This is a genomic window from Micromonospora sp. NPDC049175 (assembly GCF_043197345.1).
Lineage (GTDB): Bacteria > Actinomycetota > Actinomycetes > Mycobacteriales > Micromonosporaceae > Micromonospora.
In genome coordinates, this window is record NZ_JBICSY010000016.1 from 23,985 (window position 1) to 43,417 (window position 19,433).

The window sequence follows — 19,433 nt, forward strand, 5'->3', positions numbered from 1 at the left end:
GTCAGGTGGGTAAGCCGGGGTGTGCCATCGACAGCTCCGGCAGGCTGGTCCAAGGTGACCCTGATGCTCGGGTCAGCGCGACGGTAGAAGCGAGGAGAACGACATGTGGCGGGGTCTGATCGAGGCGTACCGGGATCGGCTGCCGGTCACCGCGGCCACGCCGGTCGTCACGCTGCACGAGGGGAACACCCCGCTGTTGCCGGCGCCGGTGCTGTCCGCCCGGCTCGGTTGCGACGTGCACCTCAAGGTGGAGGGTGCCAACCCGACCGGCTCGTTCAAGGACCGGGGGATGACCCTCGCGGTGTCGAAGGCGGTCGAGGCCGGCAACAAGGCCATCATCTGCGCCTCCACCGGCAATACCAGCGCCTCCGCGGCGGCGTACGCGGCGCGGGCCGGGCTCACCTGCGCGGTGCTGGTGCCGCAGGGCAAGATCGCGTTGGGCAAGCTGGCCCAGGCGCTTGTGCACGGCGCGAAGCTGCTCCAGGTCAGTGGCAACTTCGACGACTGCCTGTCGCTCGCCGCGAAGCTGGCCCAGGACCACCCGGTCGCGTTGGTCAACTCGGTGAACATCGACCGGTTGCACGGCCAGAAGACCGCCGCCTTCGAGATCGTCGAGGCGCTCGGTGACGCGCCCGACATCCACTGCCTGCCGGTCGGCAACGCTGGCAACATCTCCGCGTACTGGATGGGCTACGCGGAGGAGCGGGACGCCGGCACCACCACCCGCACGCCGAAGATGTACGGCTTCCAGGCCTCCGGCGCCGCCCCGATCGTGACCGGCCGGGTGGTGCCGGAGCCGTCGACGATCGCCACGGCGATCCGGATCGGCAACCCGGCGAGCTGGACCAAGGCGATGGACGCCCGGGACGCCTCCGGTGGCCTGATCGCCGCGGTGACCGACCGGGAGATCCTCTCCGCATACCGGCTCCTCGCCCGCGAGGTGGGGGTCTTCGTCGAGTTGGGCAGCGCGGCAAGCGTGGCCGGCCTGCTCCAGCAGGCCGCGGCGGGCGCGGTGCCGCCCGGGTCGACAGTGGTCTGCACGGTGACCGGCCACGGTCTGAAAGACCCGGAGTGGGCGATCTCCACCGCGCCGGCGCCGCTGACCATCGGCAACGATCCGATGGCCGCTGCCCGCGCCCTCGACCTCGCCTGAGGCGGGCCGCCGGCGTCCACGCGGACGCGACGGCGGTCGGACGGTGGGACTGCGCCGGGGGCGGCGGGGGTTGCGGTGATCGAATCCGGCACACTTTCACGTATCCCCCCGCCCGCAGACTCGTTCAGGAGTGAACCAGGCCGATGTCGCTGCTCGCCAGATTCAGCCTCGCCAACCGAGGGCTGATCGCCCTCATCGCGGTGGTGACCACGGTGTTCGGAGTGTTCGCCGTGCCGTCGCTGAAGCAGCAACTGCTGCCGTCGCTCGAGTTCCCGGCCGCGTTCATCGTGGCTCCCTTCCCCGGTGCCGGCCCCGAGATCGTCGAGTCGCAGGTCACCGAGCCGATCGAGAACGCCCTCCAGGGCATCCCGGGGCTGGACAAGGTCACCTCCACGTCCCGTGAGGGCTCGGCCACCGTCCAGGTGACGTACGAGTTCGGCACCGACCTGGACGACGTGGTCAACAAGATGCAGACCGCGCTGAGCCGGATCGACGCCCAGTTGCCGGACAGCGTCGACCCCCAGGTCATCGCGGGCAGCACCGATGACCTGCCGGCGGTCGTGCTGGCCGCGGCCGGTGCGGCGGACGAGCGGGCGCTCGCCGAGAAGCTCCGGGCGACGGTGGTGCCGGAGCTGGAGGGCATCGAGGGCGTCCGCACGGTCGAGGTGACCGGCACCCGCGACGACGTCGTGGTGGTCACCCCGGACCCGGCGAAGCTGGCCGCTGCCCAGGTGCAACCGACGGCGATCGGCGCGGCGCTGAAGACGAACGGCGTGGCCGTTCCGGCCGGCACCGTCACCGACGGCGGACTGGCCCTCCCGGTGCAGGTCGGTACGCCGATCGCCAGCCTGGAGGACCTGCGCGGCATCGTGATCAGCCCGGGCGCGACGCCGGTCCGCCTCGGTGACGTGGCAACTGTCGAGCAGCAGCTCGCGCCGGCCACCGCGATCACCCGGACCAACGGCAAGGACAGTCTCGGCATCGCGGTCACCGCCGCGCCGGACGGCAACGCCGTGCAGATCTCGCACGAGATCCGTGACCGGCTCGCCGACCTGAAGGACGCCTCCGGTGCGGAGCTGACAGTCGTCTTCGACCAGGCGCCGTTCGTCGAGAAGTCGATCGAGTCGTTGACCACCGAAGGCCTGCTCGGCCTGGTGATGGCCGTCATCGTCATCCTCGTCTTCCTGCTGTCGGTGCGCTCGACGGTGGTCACCGCGGTCTCCATCCCGCTCTCCGTGCTGGTGGCGTTGATCGCCCTGTGGATCGGTGACTACTCGCTCAACCTGCTCACCCTCGGCGCGTTGACAATCGCGGTCGGCCGGGTGGTGGACGACTCGATCGTGGTGTTGGAGAACATCAAACGACATCTGGAGTACGGCGAGGAGAAGCGGCACGCCATCGTCACCGGCGTCCGCGAGGTGGCCGGTGCGGTGACCGCGTCCACCCTCACCACGGTGGCGGTGTTCGCGCCGATCGCGTTGGTCGGCGGGTTCGTGGGCCAGCTCTTCGCACCGTTCGCGATCACTGTGACGGTGGCGCTGCTCGCCTCGCTGCTGGTGTCGCTGACCGTGATCCCGGTGCTCGCGTACTGGTTCCTGAAGCCGCGTGGCGGCACCGCGGACGACGAGGCGGTACGGCGCGCCGCGGAGGAGAAGGAGCTGCGCAGCCCGTTGCAGCGGGCGTACCTGCCGGTGGTCGGGTTCGCCACCCGCAAGCGGTCGACCCGGTGGATCACCGTGGGCCTCGGCCTGCTGGTGCTCTTCGGCACCTTCGGTCTGGCCCAGAAGTTGGAGACCAACTTCCTGGACGACTCCGGCCAGGACACCCTCAACATGAGCCAGGAGCTGCCGGCCGGGAGTGGCCTGGCGGCCACCGACGCGGCGGCCAAGCAGGTCGAGTCGGTGCTGTCGGCCACCAAGGGCGTCGAGACGTACCAGGTGACCGCCGGCGCGGGGGACAACCCGTGGGCGGGTGGAGGCGGCAACAACGTCGCCAGCTGGTCGTTGGCGCTCGATGGTGACACCGACGCGAAGCAGATGCGTGAGGTGTTGCGCAAGGAGTTCGACAAGCTCGGCAGCGGCGTGGGTGAGATCAGCTTCGGTGGCGGGCAGGAGGCGTCCACCAGCCAGCTTGAGGTGGTCGTCCAGGCCAGCGACCAGGAGGTGCTGACCCGGGCCGCCGAGGAGGCGCGGGCGGCGATGGCCGGCGTCCCGGACGTCGAGGACGTCTCCACGAGCCTGGCCGAGCGGGTGCCGCGGGTCGACGTGACAGTCGACCGGGTCGCCGCCGGTCGGGCCGGGCTCACCGAGGCCGCCGTGGGGCAGTTGGTGTCGCAGGCGTTCCGGGGGGCGCCGCTGGGTCAGGTCGCCCTCGACGGTCAGCAGCAGAACGTGGTGTTGCGGCTGGGCACGCGGCCGCCGGCGACGGCGGAGGAGCTGCGGGCGCTGCCGGTGGGGTCGGCCAAGCTCGACGACATCGCGGACGTCACGCAGGGCGAGGGGCCGCAGCAGGTCGCTCGGATCGACGGTGAGCGCAGCGTGTCGGTGACCGGCACGGCGACCGGCTCGAACCTGGGCGCGACGAGCAAGGAGCTGCAGAAGCGGCTGGACGCCATCAACGTGCCGGGCGCGAGCTTCACGATCGGTGGCGTCAGCGCGGACCAGGCGGACGCCTTCGGTGATCTGGGCCTGGCGGTGCTGGTGGCGATCGCGATCGTCTTCCTGATCATGGTGGCCACGTTCCGCAGCCTCACCCAGGCGCTGATCCTGCTGATCTCCATCCCGTTCGCGTCGACGGGTGCGATCGGTCTGCTGCTGATCACCGGGACGCCGCTCGGCGTGCCGGCGCTGATCGGTGTGCTGATGCTCGTCGGCATCGTGGTGACGAACGCGATCGTGTTGCTCGACCTGATCAACCAGTACCGGGCGAAGGGCATGGGCGTTCGGGAGGCGGTGGTCGAGGGCGGCCGGCGCCGGCTGCGTCCGATCCTGATGACCGCGGTGGCGACCATCTTCGCGCTGCTGCCGATGGCGTTCGGGCTGACCGGTGAGGGCGGCTTCATCTCGCAGCCGCTGGCGGTGGTGGTGATCGGCGGTCTGCTCAGCTCCACGCTGCTCACCCTGATCCTGGTGCCGACGCTCTACGCGATGGTGGAGCACACCAAGGAGTCCCTGCGGGGTCGACGTGACCGGCGGCGCGCCGGCAGGTCGGCGGAGACGGCGGACACCGACGAGGTGTCCGCTCCGAACCAGGTGTCGGTGCCCAGTGGCGCGCCCGCCCCGGCTCCCGCCGAGGGCGCGCAGCCGGCCGGGCGGTCCGCGCCGTCGGCCGCGCTGGTGGAGGGTACGGACCAGTTCGAGGTGCTGCGTCTGCCTCGGAGCCGTACCTCGCCGCTGCCCCCGTCCGAGCCGACCGAGTAGGTCGGACCGCACCTCGGAACGCCCCCGGCAGGGTCCTGCCGGGGGCGTTCCCGCATCTACCTGCCGAAACACTCCGATCCGACCGGACTCACGCTTTGTGTAACTTCTTGCATACTCCTCGTAGGTAGATGGGGTGCGGGTGACGCGAGGGTGGGCGGATGGCCGAGGGCACGCGAGGGTGGGTGCGGCGTGATCTGTTGCGCCGTGGCCTGCTGGTCGTCGGCGGGGTGGCCATCGGCGCCGGGGCGTCCGAGGGGTGGCGGCGCACCCACCACCGGCTGCCGATCGCCGGCGGCGCCGCCAGCGCCACCGTCGGAAACGGCCAGCAGGAGGTCGGAGTCGGCGCGCTGGAGGTCGTCTGGTCGGGAAGGACCAGTCAACGTCTGGTGGCCCTCACCTTCGACGACGGCCCCGCACCACAGTGGACTCCGATGGTGCTCGACACCCTGGCCCGGCACCAGGTTCCGGCCACCTTCTTCATGGTCGGAACGCAGGTACGCCGGCACGCCGACGTCGTCCGCGACCGGCTCGCCGAGCACGAGGTGGGCAACCACAGCTGGGAGCACCGGGACCTGGCCGAGTTGGACGCCACCGAGGCGTACGACGACCTGCGCCGTAGCCACGACGCGATCGCCGACCTGACCGGGACGCAGCCCACGCTGCTTCGCCCGCCGTACGGTCACCTGGGTGGGTCGGTGCTGCACGCGGCGGCCCGGCTGGACTACCGGCTGGTGCTCTGGTCGCTGCAGATGGTCGAGCGGGACTTTCCCGATGATCCGGCCGGCCACGCCCGGCGGATCGTGACCGAGGTCCGACCGGGAACGATCGTTCTCGGCCACGACGTGGGGGCGCATCGGCGGCTCGTCGCGCTGCGCGGCCTGACCGACATGATCAGCGGGCTACGGTCGCGGGGTTACACCTTCGTCACGGTTTCGGCGCTGCTGAGAGCGAGTGTGGCCCCGACACCGACCAGGTAAGGTGCCGCTCCGTGGCGTCCACCCTCTCGGTCCTGACCGGCAATCGGAGCTTCCGCAACCTCTTCCTGGCCGAACTGGTGGTCTTTGGCGCCGACTGGTTCGTCATGGTGCCGCTACTTGTGCTGTTGCCGCACCTGACCGGCAGCGGGGTCTGGGGCGCGCTGGTCCTGGCGGTGGACACCGGCATCGTGGCGCTGCTGCTGCCGTACACCGGCACGATCGCCGACCGCTTCGACCGCCGGAAGATCATGATCGCGGCCAACGTGGCCGCGCTGGCCGGCGTGTTGCTGCTGCTCGGCGTGCGGGGCGCCGGAACGGCGTGGCTGGCGCTCGTCGCGATCGGGGTGGTCGCGGTGGCCAAGGCGTTCTACTCGCCGGCCGCGCAGGCCGCGCTGCCGAACGTGCTGGAGCCACACGAGCTGGCCGCCGGCAACGCGGTCGCCGGCTCGGCCTGGGGCACCATGACGGTTGTCGGCGCCTCGCTCGGTGGCGTGCTCAGCACCGCTGCCGGCCCGTACGCCTGCTTCTGGGTGGCGGCGGTGGCCCTGGCGCTGGCCGCGGGCCTCGCCACCCGCATCCGCCGCCCGTTGCAGGCGCCACGGGACACCGACCGGCCGGCCCAGCGGACCTGGGCCGCCGTCCGCGAGGCGCTCGGCTACATCGGGCACCGCCCCCGGGTGCTCGCGCTCGTCACGGTGAAGTCGGCGGTGGGCCTGGGCAACGGAGTGCTGACCGTGTTCCCGTTGCTGGCCAGCGTGTACGGCGTCGGCCCGCTCGGCGCCGGCCTGCTCTTCGCGGTGCGCGGGGCCGGCGCGTTGGTGGGGCCGATCCTGATGCGCCGGGTGCTCACGAATCGGGCCTGGCTGCTGCCCGGGCTCGCGCTGTCGATGTCGCTCTACGGGCTGTCCTATCTGGGCGCGTCGGTGGTGCGCTGGTTCCCGCTGGTGCTGCTGCTGGTCTTCGTCGCGCACTTCGCCGGCGGCAGCAACTGGGTGATGTCGAACTTCGCCCTGCAGGGCGAAGTGCCGGACCGGTTGCGGGGGCGTGTCTTCGCCACCGACATGATGCTCGCGACGCTGGCGATCTCGGTGAGTCAGCTGGCGGTCGCCCTGGTCGTGGACGTGGTGGACGAACGGGTCGTGCTCGCCGGCTGCGGGCTGATCACCCTCGTGTACGCGGTCGGCTGGCGGATCGCCACCCGCCGGCTCACGCTCAGCGACCCGGTCCCGGAGCCGGTGCCGAACCCGGCCGGCTGAGTCTGTCGATCCGGGGCAGCGGGCAGCGGGCGGGATCGTCGGCACCGAGCCCCAGGGTGTGTGTCAACGCCCCTGGCCGAGGACTTTGACACACGCCCTAGCATGAGCGCGTGGCGACGAACTTCACCGCCGGGCCGGTCCGTGTCCGGGTCCCCGCGACCAGCGCCAACCTGGGCCCGGGCTTCGACGCGCTGGGTCTCGCCCTCGGGCTCTACGACGACGTGTCCGCCGAGGTCGCGCCGGGCGGGGTCCGCGTGACGGTGAGCGGCCAGGGTGCCGGTGAGCTGCCGGACGACGACCGGCACCTGGTGGTGCGGGCCATGCGGGCAGCGTTCGACGTGCTCGGCGCCCACCCCGAGGGCCTGGGCGTGGAGTGCGTCAACCGGATCCCGCAGGCGCGCGGGCTGGGCTCCTCGTCCGCCGCCATCGTCGCCGGGGTGCTGCTGGCCCGCGCCCTGGTCACCGACGGGGAGCACCTGCTGGACGACTCGGCAGCGCTCCGGCTGGCCGCCGAGATCGAGGGCCATCCCGACAACGTCGCGCCGTGTCTGCTCGGCGGCTTCACGGTGGCCTGGACCGAGTCGACGGGTGCACGGGCGGTGTCCCTGCCGGTCGCGGACGGGGTACGGCCCACGGTTTTCGTCCCGGCGGAGCGCGGATTGACGGCTGCCGCACGGGCCGCGTTGCCGGCCACCGTGCCGCACGGCGACGCTGCGTTGACCGCAGGACGGGCGGCCCTGCTGGTGCACGCGCTCACCGCCGACCCGGGTCTGCTGCTGCCGGCGACCGTCGACCGTCTCCACCAGGACTATCGGGCAGCCGGGATGCCAGGCACATCGGCCCTGGTCAGAGCGTTGCGAGCGGCTGGTGTGGCGGCCGTGGTCAGTGGGGCCGGCCCGACCGTGCTGGCGTTCGGCGAGCCTCCGGCAGGCTTCGGAACGGGAACAGACTGGGAGATCTGGCAGTTACCGATAGACGTCAGCGGCGCGCGGGTTGCTCGGGGTAGACTTGGACACGCCGAGCGGGACCCTGTTGCCGCAGGTCGGAAGAGTTGATTACGCTCTAGACCTAGCACAGCCGCGAAGCACGCGATCTCCTGCGAGGCGGCGCACCCCCGAAGCTCTCGGCGGTCAGCCCGTCACACCCCTGCCAAAGGCCTACGCCGCACCGCAGATTCCACAGGTCGCCGCAGACGGCGAGACCTGCTCACCGACGTTGGTGAGTCGGGATACCGACCGGCTGCTGTGTCACAGACTCCCGCGACGCGTCCTTGCGAGGCGGGTGCACCGAGGCCGCCCGGCCACCTGAGTTCCGACTCCGGGCAGTCCCGGCCTTTATCGAGGGAAGGATTCCATTGAGCGACACCACCGACGTGACGTCGGATGTTTCCAACGTCGCTGGCGATGCCACCGCCGCCGCTCCCGCCCGTCGTCGGCGTAGCGGCACCGGTCTGTCGGCGATGCTGCTGCCAGAGCTGCAGAGCCTGGCTGCGTCGCTCGGCATCTCCGGCACGGCTCGCATGCGCAAGGGCGAGCTGATCGCCGCGATCTCCGAGCGGCAGGGCGGCAACGCCGCCGGGACCCCTCGACCGCGGGCCGAGGTCGCCGCCGCGGCCGCCCCGACCCGGGAGGGGGTGCGCGCCGAGGTGCGGGAGACCGCCGAGCGGCCGGCCGCCGAAGGGCGTGGCGCCGAGCCGGCGTCGGCCGAGCCAGCCACCGAGACCGAGGGCCGTGGTCGCACCCGGCGGAGCCGGGCCGCAGCGGCGGAGACGCGTCCGTCCGAGGCGCGTTCGACCGAGACGGCACGTCCGACCGAGACGCGTACCGACGAGGCGGAAGCCGGCGAGCGGGCCGACCGTGGCGAGAACCGCCGCGAGCGGGCCGAACGTCCGGAACGTGCCGAGCGGGCCGAGCGTCCGGAGCGGGCCGAGCGGGCCGAGCGGGCCGAGCGGGCCGAACGTCCGGAACGTGCCGAGCGCACCGAGCGTCCGGAGCGGACCGAGCGGACCGAGCGGACCGACCGTCCGGAGCGCACCGAGCGTGCGGACCGGGGCGAGCGTGCCGAGCGCACCGAGCGCACCGACCGCACCGACCGCACCGACCGGGGCGAGCGTAACGACCGGGGCGATCGTGCCGAGCGCGGCGAGCGCAACGAGCGCACGGAGCGCACGGAGCGCTCCGACCGGGGCGAGCGCAACGACCGCAACGACCGCAACGACCGGGGCGATCGCAACGATCGTGGTCAGCGCGCCGAGCGGGACAACGACGACGATGACGGTGAGGGCGGCGGCCGGCGTGGCCGGCGCAGCCGCTTCCGGGACCGTCGCCGCGGGCGCGGCGAGCGCACCGAGACCGGCACCGACACCGGTGGGCGTGAGCCGCAGGTCAGCGAGGACGACGTGCTCGTCCCGGTGGCCGGCATCATCGACGTGCTCGACAACTACGCCTTCGTGCGGACCACCGGTTACCTGGCCGGCCCGAACGACGTGTACGTCTCGATGTCCCAGATCAAGAAGTACGGCCTGCGCCGCGGTGACGCGATCACCGGCGCGGTGCGGGCGGCCCGCGAGGGCGGCAACAGCGGTGACCAGCGGCGCGACAAGTACAACCCGCTGATGCGGCTGGACACGATCAACGGGATGGAGCCGGAGGAGGCCCGGCGTCGTCCGGAGTTCTACAAGCTCACCCCGCTCTACCCGCAGGAGCGCCTGCGCCTGGAGACCGAGCCGCACATCCTGACCACCCGGGTCATCGACCTGGTCATGCCGATCGGCAAGGGCCAGCGGGCACTCATCCAGTCGCCGCCGAAGGCGGGTAAGACGATGGTGCTGCAGGCGATCGCGAACGCGATCACCCGCAACAACCCGGAGTGCCACCTGATGGTGGTGCTTGTGGACGAGCGGCCCGAAGAGGTCACCGACATGCAGCGGTCGATCAAGGGCGAGGTCATCGCGGCCACGTTCGACCGTCCGCCGCAGGACCACACCACCGTGGCCGAGCTGGCCATCGAGCGGGCCAAGCGTCTGGTCGAGCTTGGACACGACGTGGTCGTGCTGCTCGACTCGGTGACCCGGCTCGGTCGGTCGTACAACCTGGCGGCTCCGGCCAGCGGCCGGATCATGTCGGGTGGTATCGACTCCACGGCGCTCTACCCGCCGAAGCGCTTCCTCGGCGCGGCCCGCAACATCGAGAACGGCGGGTCGTTGACCATCATCGCCACCGCGCTCGTGGAGACCGGGTCCATGGCGGACACGGTCATCTTCGAGGAGTTCAAGGGCACCGGCAACGCGGAGCTGAAGCTGGACCGGAAGATCGCCGACAAGCGGACCTTCCCGGCCATCGACATCAACCCGTCCGGTACGCGTAAGGAAGAGGTCCTGCTCGCACCCGAGGAGCTGGCCATCATCCACAAGCTCCGGAAGGTGCTGCACTCGCTGGACTCGCAGGCGGCGATGGATCTCCTGCTGGACCGGCTCAAGCAGTCCCGTACCAACATCGAGTTCCTGATGCAGATCGCGAAGTCGACGCCGGGGGAGTAACAGGTCCCGGTTGACCGACGACGAAGGGGCACGGCCGCGATGGCCGTGCCCCTTCGTCGTGTCCCGCCGGTCGCCCGCCCTCGCCGTGGCCCGGCTCAGAAGTCGCCGTCGGCCACCTGGAAGACGGTGAGGCCGAGCGCTCGCCACATCCGCACCACCTGGACGCGGTCGTCGAAGACGCCGGCCACCCGGTAACGGTCCCGGATCTCCCGGTCGTAGATCTCCCGCTTCACGATCGAGTCCTTCCGGGAGTCGCCGACCGCACGCAGGTGCAGACCGAGGTACGGGACCCGGACGTGCCGGGCCAGCCATTCCTCGGTGGCCGCGCGGGCGGAGGCGTCCCGGCCGGAGCAGAAGACCACCCCGTACCCGGCGGCGTGCATCGCCCGGACCGCCGCGATCACCGCCGTGTTCGGCTGGTCCTCACCCACCCTGGTCATGTCGTACGGGCTGCGGGACACGGCCAACGCGACGGTGCCGTCGATGTCCACCAGGACGATCTCGGGTGGCGCGGCCGACGGTGCGTGCACGGCGGCGGGGCGTCCGGTGCGGGCCTGTGGCACCGGCAACGGCAGTGTCCGCCCCTCGAGGTACCGCTCGTGCAGCCGACGGATCGCCTCCGCGCCGACCTGGTCGGCGGGCGGGCGCGCGGCGTCGCGGCGCAGGCACTCGTCGAGCGGCACGTCGGTGAAGTCGTGCACCTCGAACTCCGCGCCGTGCCGGGCGGCCAGCTCAGCCCAGTCGCGCAGGGTCCGCGAGCGCAGGTTCGTGTCGTCCACGCAGACGTCCGCCCGGGCCCGCAGCAACGCCTCGACCTGGGCCCGCTGGACGACCGTCACCTGGGCCTCGGCCCACTGGGTGAAGAGCCGCTCGCCGTGCAGCATCCGGCGCAGGTCGTCCCGGTTGACCCGGACCACGGACGGCTGGAGCGTACGGGCGAATGTCGTCTTGCCCGAGGCGGGCAGTCCCCGGGTGGCGATCAGGCGGGTCATCGGCGTCCCCGCGGCGTCGTGGACGTACCCCCGGCGGGGTACGCGGCGGCGGCCCGCCGGGTGGGCGAATGCCCCGTCGGGCAGCGGGAATGCGGATGGGGGAGCACGTGTTGACGATGCCGGACGAGGTGTGCGGCCCGATTACCGGGTCGGCTCCGGCCCATGGCACACTTGTCAATCGGCCACCGGTTCCGGTTCACGCCCGAGCCCGTCGTGTACGGCGCGACGAGTGATGACGGCGACCCGGCGACCACCAACGAGAGGACCGAGGCGAGATGAAGGCAAACATCCACCCGGAGTACGTGACCACCGAGGTCAGCTGCTCCTGTGGCAACACGTTCACGACCCGCAGCACCGCCAAGGGCGGGGCGATCCACGTCGAGACCTGCAGCGCCTGCCACCCGTTCTACACCGGTAAGCAGCGCGTTCTCGACACCGCCGGCCGGGTCGCGAAGTTCCAGCAGAAGTACGCCAAGGTTCAGGCCAAGAAGGCCAAGTAACTCCTCGTTCGGCGCCCGCGTCCGGTTTCCCACCGGACGCGGGCGCCGTACGCGTTGTGCCCTGTTACGCACCCGGCGGCCGGCCTTCGGCCCGGCCCGGCCGGCGTCGCACCGTCGAAGGAGCATCCGCAGCATGAGCAGCGAGCGTCTGGCCGGCCTCCTCGACGAGTACGCGGAGCTGGAGAAGCGGTTGGCCGATCCGGCCATCCACGCCGACCAGGCCACCGCGCGCAGGGTGGGTCGCCGCTACGCGGAGCTGGTGCCGCTGCACAAGGCCGCCGGTGAGCTGGAGCAGGCCCGCGCCGACCTGGCCGCGGCTCGTGAGTTGGCTGCCGAGGACCCGTCGTTCGCGGGCGAGGCGGAGTCGATCGCCGGGTCCGTGCCCGCGCTCGAGGAGCGCCTCGCCGAGCTGCTCATCCCACGCGACCCGCACGACGCCAAGGACGTGATCGTCGAGATCAAGGCCGGTGAGGGGGGCGAGGAGTCGGCGCTCTTCGCCGCTGACCTGCTGCGGATGTACACCCGCTACGCCGAGCGGCACGGCTGGATCACCGAGGTGATCGACGCGCAGGATTCCGACCTCGGCGGGGTCAAGGACGTCTCCCTGTCGATCAAGACCAAGGGTGTGCCGGAGGGCGGCAACGGCGTCTGGTCGCGACTCAAGTGGGAGGGCGGCGTGCACCGGGTGCAGCGGGTTCCCGTCACCGAGTCGCAGGGCCGCATCCACACCAGCGCCGCCGGGGTGCTGGTGCTGCCCGAGGCCGAGGACGTCGACGTCACCATCGACCAGAACGATCTGCGCATCGACGTGTTCCGTTCGTCCGGCCCGGGTGGCCAGTCGGTGAACACCACCGACTCGGCGGTGCGGATCACCCACCTGCCGACGGGCATCGTCGTCTCCTGCCAGAACGAGAAGTCCCAGTTGCAGAACCGGGAGCAGGCCCTGCGGATCCTGCGGGCCCGGCTGCTCGCCGCCGCCCAGGAGCAGGCCGACGCCGCCGCCTCGGACGCCCGCAAGGCGCAGGTGCGTACGGTGGACCGCTCGGAGCGGATCCGCACCTACAACTACCCGCAGAACCGGATCAGCGACCACCGGATCGGCTACACGGCGTACAACCTGGACCTGGCGCTCGCCGGCGACCTGGACGGGGTGCTGGACGCGCTCGCCGAGGCCGACCGCGCAGCCCGACTGGCCGGCGACACCGAACTGACCCGCCGCTGACCGCACCCGGCGGCCGTCCGGCCGGACGCGCCGCCGCGGGTGCGCGGGCGGTCAGCTTGCGCGGGGGCGGGACTTGGCGCGGAGCATTTCCCGGTCGGCCTGCTCGAAGGCGACGCTGAGCGCGTCTCGCAACCCGCCGCCGCCGGAGACCTCCGCGAAGCCGATGCTCACCCCGACCGGGGTCCCCGGCACCAGTGACTCCCAGTCTTCGAGTCGGACGGCGGCCTCGATCCGGCGGGCCACCTCGGTGGCCTCGTGCATGCCGGTGTCCGGCAGCACCACCACGAACTCGTCGCCGCCGTAGCGGGCCACGAAGTCACCCCGGCGCATCACCCGGTTGATGACTCCGGCGACGCGTTGGAGCACCAGGTCGCCGGAGTGGTGCCCGTGGCGGGTGTTGACCGCCTTGAAGCCGTCCAGGTCGCAGACACCGATCACCACCCGGTCGCCTCGGGTGACCACCGCCGTGATGTAGCGCTCCAACCGGCGTCGGTTGGGCAGCCCGGTGAGTGGGTCGGTCAACGCCTCGCCCTCGAACCGCGCCGCTTCGCGACGCATCTCCTCGTGGTCGATCCGTGCGGCGATGCCGTCGATGTAGACGTCGCGCAGCCGATCGTTGCGCTGGGCGGCGAGCCGGAACGCCAGTCGGTCGGCCCGGTGCGCCGCCGCGTGGTCGCCGGCACGGGCCAGCGCGATGCTGCGCAGTCGGGCCGGCTCGGCCGCCCCGAGTGTCTCGTTGGACACGTGGATGGTGTCCAACCGGGTGACCGCCTCGATCGGCCGTCCGGCCGCGACGGCGAGGCACACCTGCCCGAGCTGACGCATGTCGCGGGCACGGGAGCTGTCCCCACCGTGGCTCATCAGGCGGGCCGGCTCGGACTTCCCGCCCGTCTCCACCTCGTCACCGAGCGCGGCTTGGCGGGCCGCCGCGTAGCCGTACGCGGCGAGGCTGCTCGGGCGCAGCCGGCCGGCCCGCCCGGAGCGTACGAAGCGGGCCAGGTCGGCGGCCACGTCCCGGAGCACCCGCAGGCAGCCGTCACTGTCGCCGTTGTGGTCCAGGGCGACGGCGTTGCGCAGCCGGATGCCCGGCGCGGCGAACGTCTCCTCGGGGATCCCGGCGACGAGCCCGAGCTGCCGGGCCCGTTCGATGGCGCCCAGGGCGTACCCGTGGAAGCTGAGGTAGCTGTACGCCATGGCGAGGTCGTGCCAGCCCCAGGCGGTGTCCCGGTCCGGGTCCTCGACGGCGCCCAGCGCGCGGGCGGCTCGGACGAGGTGCGTGACGCAGCGGTCAAGTGCGCCCTGGTGGTGTGCGGCGAGGGCGGCGAGCGCGTTGAGGTGGCCGTGCAGGTACGGCTCGGCGAGATCGCGGACGGCCGCCGACGCCTCCTCGATGGCCCGGGTGAACTCCGCCGTCCGACCGAGATTGATCAGTGCGGAGAGGCGCTGCACCATCGCGTCCGCCCGCGCCGCCGGGTCGGTGGTGGTGCGGATCACACGTTCCAGCAGGACGTACGACTCCGCGGAGCGGCTGGCCTCCTGCAGTGCCCGGGCGCGCATGAGGGCGTCAACCTGGTCATCGACCCGGTCGAGCCAGCCCACCCGCCAACCTCCTGTCGTGTGCGCCGTCCGCGCACCCGTTGGTCGCGCCGCCCGCGACGCATCATGATTATCGCGTGACCACTCTGCCGCAACACCCCCCCGAAGGGACAGGCCCCGTCCGCCCGTCCGCAGCGGTGGCTCGGGTGGCCCGCGCACTCGCCGCCGCCGGGGTCGGCTCGGCCCGGGTGGAGGCCGAGGTGCTGGCCGCGTACGTGCTGGGGGTGCCCCGTGGTCGGCTGGCGCTCGCCGACGACCTCAGCGGCGAGCAGGTGGCGCGGCTGGACGGTCTGACGCGTCGGCGTGCCGCGCGGGAGCCGTTGCAGCACCTGACCGGCCGGGCCGGGTTCCGGCACCTCGACCTGTCGGTCGGCCCGGGTGTCTTCGTGCCTCGGCCGGAGACGGAGCTGCTGGCCGGCTGGGGTGTCGAGCAGGCCCGGGGCCGGACCGACCCGGTGGTGGTCGACCTCTGCAGCGGCTCGGGCGCGGTCGCCCTCGCGGTGGCTCAGGAGCTGCCCGGGGCGCGGGTGATCGCGGTGGAGCGGTCCCCGGAGGCGCTGGCCTGGTTGCGGCGCAACGCGGCGGAGCGGGCCGGGGCGGGGGACCGGCCGATCGAGGTGGTCGAGGCGGACGTGACCGCGCCGGACCTGCTGGCGGAGCTGGTCGGCTCGGTGGACGTGTTGCTCTGCAACCCGCCGTACGTGCCGGACGACGTGGTGGTGCCGCCGGAGGTGGCCGGGCACGATCCGGCGGAGGCGGTCTTCGGCGGCGCAGACGGTCTGGCGGTGATCCGTCCCGTCGTCAGCCGGGCGGCGGTGCTGCTGCGCGCGGGCGGTGTTCTCGGGGTGGAGCACGACGACACCCACGGCGCGGCGGTCCCCGCGCTGCTGGCCGAGGACGGCGGGTTCACGGCTGTCACGGCGCATCTGGACCTCACCGGACGTCCCCGTTACGCCACCGCGTCCCGACGGGCGGACGGCCAGCACGCCCCGATCGGGGTGGCGTGGCAGACTGACTCCTCGTGATGCTCTACGACTGCCGGTCGCCCGCCGATCGGGACCGCGGCATCGCTGCGGCCATCGAGGCGGTCAAGAACGGCGAGCTTGTCGTCCTACCCACGGACACCGTCTACGGGATCGGCGCGGACGCGTTCACCCCGTACGCGGTCAAGGCACTGCTGGATGCCAAGGGCCGGGGTCGGCAGATGCCGCCGCCGGTGCTGATCGGCTCGCGGCACACCCTGGACGGGTTGGTCTTCTCGCTGCCCACTGCCGCCCGGGACCTGGTGGAGGCGTTCTGGCCGGGTGCGCTGACGATCGTGGTCGAGCACTCGCCGAGCCTCCAGTGGGACCTGGGCGACAAGACGGGCACGGTGGCGGTGCGGATGCCGCTGCACCCGGTGGCCCTGGAGGTGCTGCGGGAGACCGGCCCGATGGCGGTCTCGTCGGCCAACAAGACGGGCCAGCCCGCCGCGGTGACCGCCGAGGAGGCACGCGACCAGCTCAGTTACTCGGTGCGGGCCTACCTGGAGGCCGGGCCCTGCCCGGACCCGGTGCCCAGCACGATCGTGGATCTGACCGGCGAGGTGCCGCAACTGCTGCGGGCCGGGGCGATCCCGTTGGAGAAGCTGCGCGACGTGGTGCCGGACCTCATCGACGGCCGGGCGGTCTGAGTGCCCCCGTTCACGGTCCTGCACGTCTGCATGGGCAACATCTGCCGTTCCCCGATGGCCGAGCGGCTGCTCGCTCTCGCGGTGCGGGAGCGGCTGACGCGGCGCGCGCAGGACCCGGCCCAGGCCGACGGGTTGGTGCACAGCCACAGCGCCGGCACGGGTGGCTGGCACGCGGGCGAGGAGATGAATCCGCCGGCGGCCCGGCAGGTCGCCGCCCGTGGTGGGGAGGTCGAGGGGTTCACGGCGCGCAAGCTGCGGTCGGATCACATCGACGCCGCCGACCTGGTGCTGACCGCCACCGCCGACCAGCAGGACTACGTGGTGGCGTTGCGGCCGGACGCGGCGGCCCGCACGTTCGTGCTCGGCGAGTTCGGTCGGCTGCTGGCCGCGGTGGACGCGGCCGCGTTGCCGCCGGGTGACGCGACCCCGGAGGCCGTGTACGCCCGGGGGGTGGCCCTGGTGGCGGCGGCCCACGACGCCCGGTTGGGCGCGTCGGCGCTGGCCACGGACGATCTGGACGACCCGTGGGGCCGTGGGGACCAGTGCTTCAGCCGGGTCGCCGACGAGATCGAGGAGGCGGTTCACCCGCTGGCCGGGGCACTGCTGCCCTGAGCGCGGTGCGAGTTTCCTCCGGGTTTGGGGAAAACCCGGGGCGAAAGCGGCGTTCCGGGTCATTCTGAACGGGTCCTAGCGTGACCGGCTCCTGCGGGGAGAGCTGATGATCCGGGCCCATCTCGACAAACTGCTGACCGTGGTGATCGCCGGAGTGCTGGCCGGGCTCGTGCTGGCCGCAGCCGCCCTACCGGTGGCCCTGGTGTTCGGGATCGGCTTCAGCGCCCTGTCGACGCCGTACGCGGAGCTGCCGAACACACTGCGGACGCCGCCCACCGCGCAGCGCTCCAACCTCTACGCCAACGACGGCACCACCCTGATCACCTCCTTCTACCAGGAGGACCGGGTGGACGTGCCGCTGCGCGAGGTGGCCCAGGTGATGCGCCAGGCCATCGTGGCCGCCGAGGACGTCCGGTTCTACAAGCACAGCGGCGTCGACCTGCGGGGCGTGGTGCGCGCGTTCACCGTCAACAAGCGGGACGGGCAGACCCGGCAGGGCGCCTCCACGCTGACCATGCAGTACGTCCGCAACGTGCTCAGCAGCGATCCCCGGCTGACCGAGGCGCAGCGGGTGGCCGCCACCGAGGTCACCACCGCCCGAAAGCTCCAGGAGATGCGGTACGCGCTCGCGCTGGAACGCGAACTCGACAAGGAGGAGATCCTCACCCGCTACCTCAACATCGCCTACTTCGGCGCCGGGGCGTACGGCATCGCGGCGGCCAGCAAGCGCTACTTCTCCCGGTCACCGGCCAAGCTGACCCTGGCCCAGGCGGCGCTGCTGGCCGGTCTGGTCCAGTCGCCGGACAGCGACGACCCGATCAACGGCGACGCCGACAGCGCGTTGGCGCGGCGGTCGTACGTGCTGGAGCGGCTTGTGGAGTCGGGGCAGGTGTCGGCGGACGCGGCGGCGGCGGCGCGGGCCGAGCCACTGCAGCTACGGCCGAGCGCGACCCCGAACGACTGCACGGCGGTGCCCGAGGCGCTCAACGACTGGGGATTCTTCTGCGACTGGTTCACCCGTTGGTGGAGCAGCCAGTCCGCGTTCGGGGCGACCGCCGACGAGCGGCAGCGCGCGCTGCGTCGGGGCGGGTTCTCGATCGTGTCGTCGCTGGACCCGGGTGTGCAGCGGGCCACCACCGAGCAGGTACGCAAGATCTACCAGCCGTCGGCGGCCGAGGCGGTGCCGACCGCTGTGGTGCAACCGGGCACCGGGCGGGTGCTCGCGATGTCGGTGAACCGCACCTACAGCGTGCGGGACAACCCCGTCGGGCAGAAGAACCGCCCGAACACGGTCAACCAGTTGATCGGCGGCGGCGGTGCGATCGAGGGATACCAGGGCGGTTCGACGTTCAAGCTCTTCACGATGCTGGCCGCGCTCGAGGCGGGCCTGCCGCTGTCGACCGACTTCGTGGCGCCCACCCAGTTGCTCACCCGCTTCCCGGTGACCGGGGAGGCGAGCTGTGACGGCCACTGGTGCCCCTCGAACGCCAGCCCGTCCTCGATGGATGGCCCGCGCACCATGTGGAGCGCGTTCGGCCGGTCGGTGAACACGTACTTCGCCTGGTTGACCGAGAAGGTCGGCGCCGACCGGGTGGTGGAGATGGCCGAGCGACTCGGCATCGTGCTGCGGGCCGACGCCGACGCCCGACTGGCCCGGTACGGCGCGAAGGACTGGGGCGCGTTCACCCTGGGCGTCGCCGCGACCACGCCGCTGGACCTGGCCACCGCGTACGCCACGGTGGCGGCCGAGGGGACCTGGTGCGCGCCGCTGCCGGTGGTGTCGATCACCGACGCGGGCGGCCGGCCGGTCGACGCCGCCAAACCGGACTGCCGCCAGGTGCTCGACGTCGACGTCGCTCGGGCGGCCACCGACGCGGCTCGCTGCCCGGTCGGCGACCAGTCGATGTACGGGCGCTGCGACGGTGCCACCGCACCCGGGCTGCGGGCGCGGCTCGGCCGGCCGGTGGCGGGCAAGACCGGCAGTTCGGAACGGTACGAGACGGAGACTGTCGTCGCGTTCACGCCGCAGCTCGCGATCGCCTCGATGGCGGCGAACCCGGACGACCCCCGCGACGCGGTCGGTCAGGCCGTGCAGGCCCGGATGGTGGACGCGGTCGGCGAGGTGCTCTCCACAGCCCTGCGCGGCCAACCGGTGCGCGACTTCGTCCCGCCGAGCGAACGAACCGCCCTCCAACTGACCGGAGCCCGCACCGGCAACTAACCATCCACCCCACCCCACCCCACCCCACCCCACCCACCCCACCCCACCCCACCCCGCCCCACCCCGGCCCGCCCCGCCCGGCCCGGCCCGCCCCGCGCCGATCTTGCACTTTGTGTTGCTGATTGGTTCGCATATGCAGCTTTTGTCGCGACAGAAAGTGCAAGATCGCGGGGGCGCGGGGGCGCGGGGTGTGGGGGTGCCGGGGTGCGGGGTGTGGGGCGCCGGGCGTGCCGGGGTGCGGGGTGCGGGGCGCCGGGCGTGCCGGGGTGCGGGGT

At 72.3% G+C, this 19,433-nt stretch carries 14 protein-coding genes; 12 read left to right on the forward strand and 2 right to left on the reverse strand.

What is annotated here, in order from left to right; all coding sequences use genetic code 11:
• Window positions 1-103 precede the first annotated feature (103 nt).
• The 6 genes from thrC (at window position 104) to rho (ending at window position 10,343) form a co-directional block, all read left to right on the forward strand.
• A complete protein-coding gene (gene thrC, locus ACGFH8_RS34475; protein ID WP_393375738.1) occupies window positions 104-1,153 on the forward strand; it encodes a threonine synthase in 1,050 nt (349 codons plus the stop codon).
• Between the two features lie 143 nt (window positions 1,154-1,296).
• Window positions 1,297-4,572: an efflux RND transporter permease subunit gene (locus ACGFH8_RS34480; RefSeq protein WP_393375741.1), complete on the forward strand. Its 3,276-nt coding sequence runs from the start codon at window positions 1,297-1,299 to the stop codon at window positions 4,570-4,572.
• Window positions 4,573-4,730: 158 nt separating this feature from the next.
• Complete coding sequence (locus ACGFH8_RS34485; protein ID WP_393375742.1) at window positions 4,731-5,549, forward strand: polysaccharide deacetylase family protein; 819 nt, start codon at window positions 4,731-4,733, stop codon at window positions 5,547-5,549.
• An 11-nt stretch (window positions 5,550-5,560) separates the two neighbouring features.
• Window positions 5,561-6,805, forward strand: a complete 1,245-nt coding sequence (locus tag ACGFH8_RS34490; RefSeq protein WP_393375744.1) for an MFS transporter — start codon at window positions 5,561-5,563, stop codon at window positions 6,803-6,805.
• Window positions 6,806-6,915: 110 nt separating this feature from the next.
• A complete protein-coding gene (thrB, locus tag ACGFH8_RS34495; RefSeq protein WP_393375746.1) occupies window positions 6,916-7,860 on the forward strand; it encodes a homoserine kinase in 945 nt (314 codons plus the stop codon).
• Between the two features lie 299 nt (window positions 7,861-8,159).
• A complete protein-coding gene (rho, locus tag ACGFH8_RS34500) occupies window positions 8,160-10,343 on the forward strand; it encodes a transcription termination factor Rho (protein WP_393375749.1) in 2,184 nt (727 codons plus the stop codon).
• A gap of 95 nt (window positions 10,344-10,438) precedes the next feature.
• On the opposite strand, the gene ACGFH8_RS34505 is transcribed toward rho, so the two are convergent.
• Window positions 10,439-11,335 carry an AAA family ATPase gene (locus tag ACGFH8_RS34505; protein ID WP_393375752.1) on the reverse strand — a complete coding sequence of 299 codons (897 nt, stop codon included), beginning with the start codon at window positions 11,333-11,335 and terminating at the stop codon, window positions 10,439-10,441.
• Window positions 11,336-11,610: 275 nt separating this feature from the next.
• Here ACGFH8_RS34505 and rpmE point away from each other — a divergent pair, with 275 nt between their 5' ends.
• Window positions 11,611-11,835 (forward strand): 50S ribosomal protein L31, encoded by a 225-nt coding sequence (gene rpmE, locus ACGFH8_RS34510; RefSeq protein WP_007464546.1) that lies wholly within the window; start codon window positions 11,611-11,613, stop codon window positions 11,833-11,835.
• 133 nt (window positions 11,836-11,968) lie between these two features.
• Window positions 11,969-13,057, forward strand: coding sequence for a peptide chain release factor 1 (prfA, locus tag ACGFH8_RS34515; RefSeq protein ID WP_393375754.1), 1,089 nt, complete (start codon window positions 11,969-11,971; stop codon window positions 13,055-13,057).
• Window positions 13,058-13,108: 51 nt separating this feature from the next.
• On the opposite strand, the gene ACGFH8_RS34520 is transcribed toward prfA, so the two are convergent.
• A complete protein-coding gene (locus ACGFH8_RS34520; protein ID WP_393375756.1) occupies window positions 13,109-14,656 on the reverse strand; it encodes a diguanylate cyclase domain-containing protein in 1,548 nt (515 codons plus the stop codon).
• A 74-nt stretch (window positions 14,657-14,730) separates the two neighbouring features.
• Between ACGFH8_RS34520 and prmC the strand changes: the two genes are divergently transcribed.
• The 4 genes from prmC (at window position 14,731) to ACGFH8_RS34540 (ending at window position 19,158) form a co-directional block, all read left to right on the forward strand.
• Window positions 14,731-15,678 (forward strand): peptide chain release factor N(5)-glutamine methyltransferase, encoded by a 948-nt coding sequence (gene prmC / locus ACGFH8_RS34525; protein ID WP_393375759.1) that lies wholly within the window; start codon window positions 14,731-14,733, stop codon window positions 15,676-15,678.
• On the forward strand, window positions 15,678-16,325 hold the full coding sequence (locus tag ACGFH8_RS34530) for an L-threonylcarbamoyladenylate synthase (RefSeq protein WP_088949923.1): 648 nt from the start codon (window positions 15,678-15,680) through the stop codon (window positions 16,323-16,325). Before prmC ends, ACGFH8_RS34530 begins: the two co-directional genes overlap by 1 nt.
• Window positions 16,326-16,937 (forward strand): phosphotyrosine protein phosphatase, encoded by a 612-nt coding sequence (locus ACGFH8_RS34535; protein WP_393375761.1) that lies wholly within the window; start codon window positions 16,326-16,328, stop codon window positions 16,935-16,937.
• Between the two features lie 106 nt (window positions 16,938-17,043).
• Window positions 17,044-19,158: a transglycosylase domain-containing protein gene (locus ACGFH8_RS34540; RefSeq protein ID WP_393375764.1), complete on the forward strand. Its 2,115-nt coding sequence runs from the start codon at window positions 17,044-17,046 to the stop codon at window positions 19,156-19,158.
• Window positions 19,159-19,433 lie beyond the last annotated feature (275 nt).

Excerpts from the sequence above, each read along its gene's own strand:
- ACGFH8_RS34505 (WP_393375752.1), bottom strand. The coding sequence starts at position 11,335 with ATGACCCGCCTGATCGCCACCCGGGGACTGCCCGCCTCGGGCAAGACG.
- thrC (WP_393375738.1), top strand. The coding sequence starts at position 104 with ATGTGGCGGGGTCTGATCGAGGCGTACCGGGATCGGCTGCCGGTCACC.
- ACGFH8_RS34540 (WP_393375764.1), top strand. The coding sequence starts at position 17,044 with ATGATCCGGGCCCATCTCGACAAACTGCTGACCGTGGTGATCGCCGGA.
- ACGFH8_RS34480 (WP_393375741.1), top strand. The coding sequence starts at position 1,297 with ATGTCGCTGCTCGCCAGATTCAGCCTCGCCAACCGAGGGCTGATCGCC.
- prfA (WP_393375754.1), top strand. The coding sequence starts at position 11,969 with ATGAGCAGCGAGCGTCTGGCCGGCCTCCTCGACGAGTACGCGGAGCTG.
- ACGFH8_RS34485 (WP_393375742.1), top strand. The coding sequence starts at position 4,731 with ATGGCCGAGGGCACGCGAGGGTGGGTGCGGCGTGATCTGTTGCGCCGT.
- rpmE (WP_007464546.1), top strand. The coding sequence starts at position 11,611 with ATGAAGGCAAACATCCACCCGGAGTACGTGACCACCGAGGTCAGCTGC.
- ACGFH8_RS34530 (WP_088949923.1), top strand. The coding sequence starts at position 15,678 with ATGCTCTACGACTGCCGGTCGCCCGCCGATCGGGACCGCGGCATCGCT.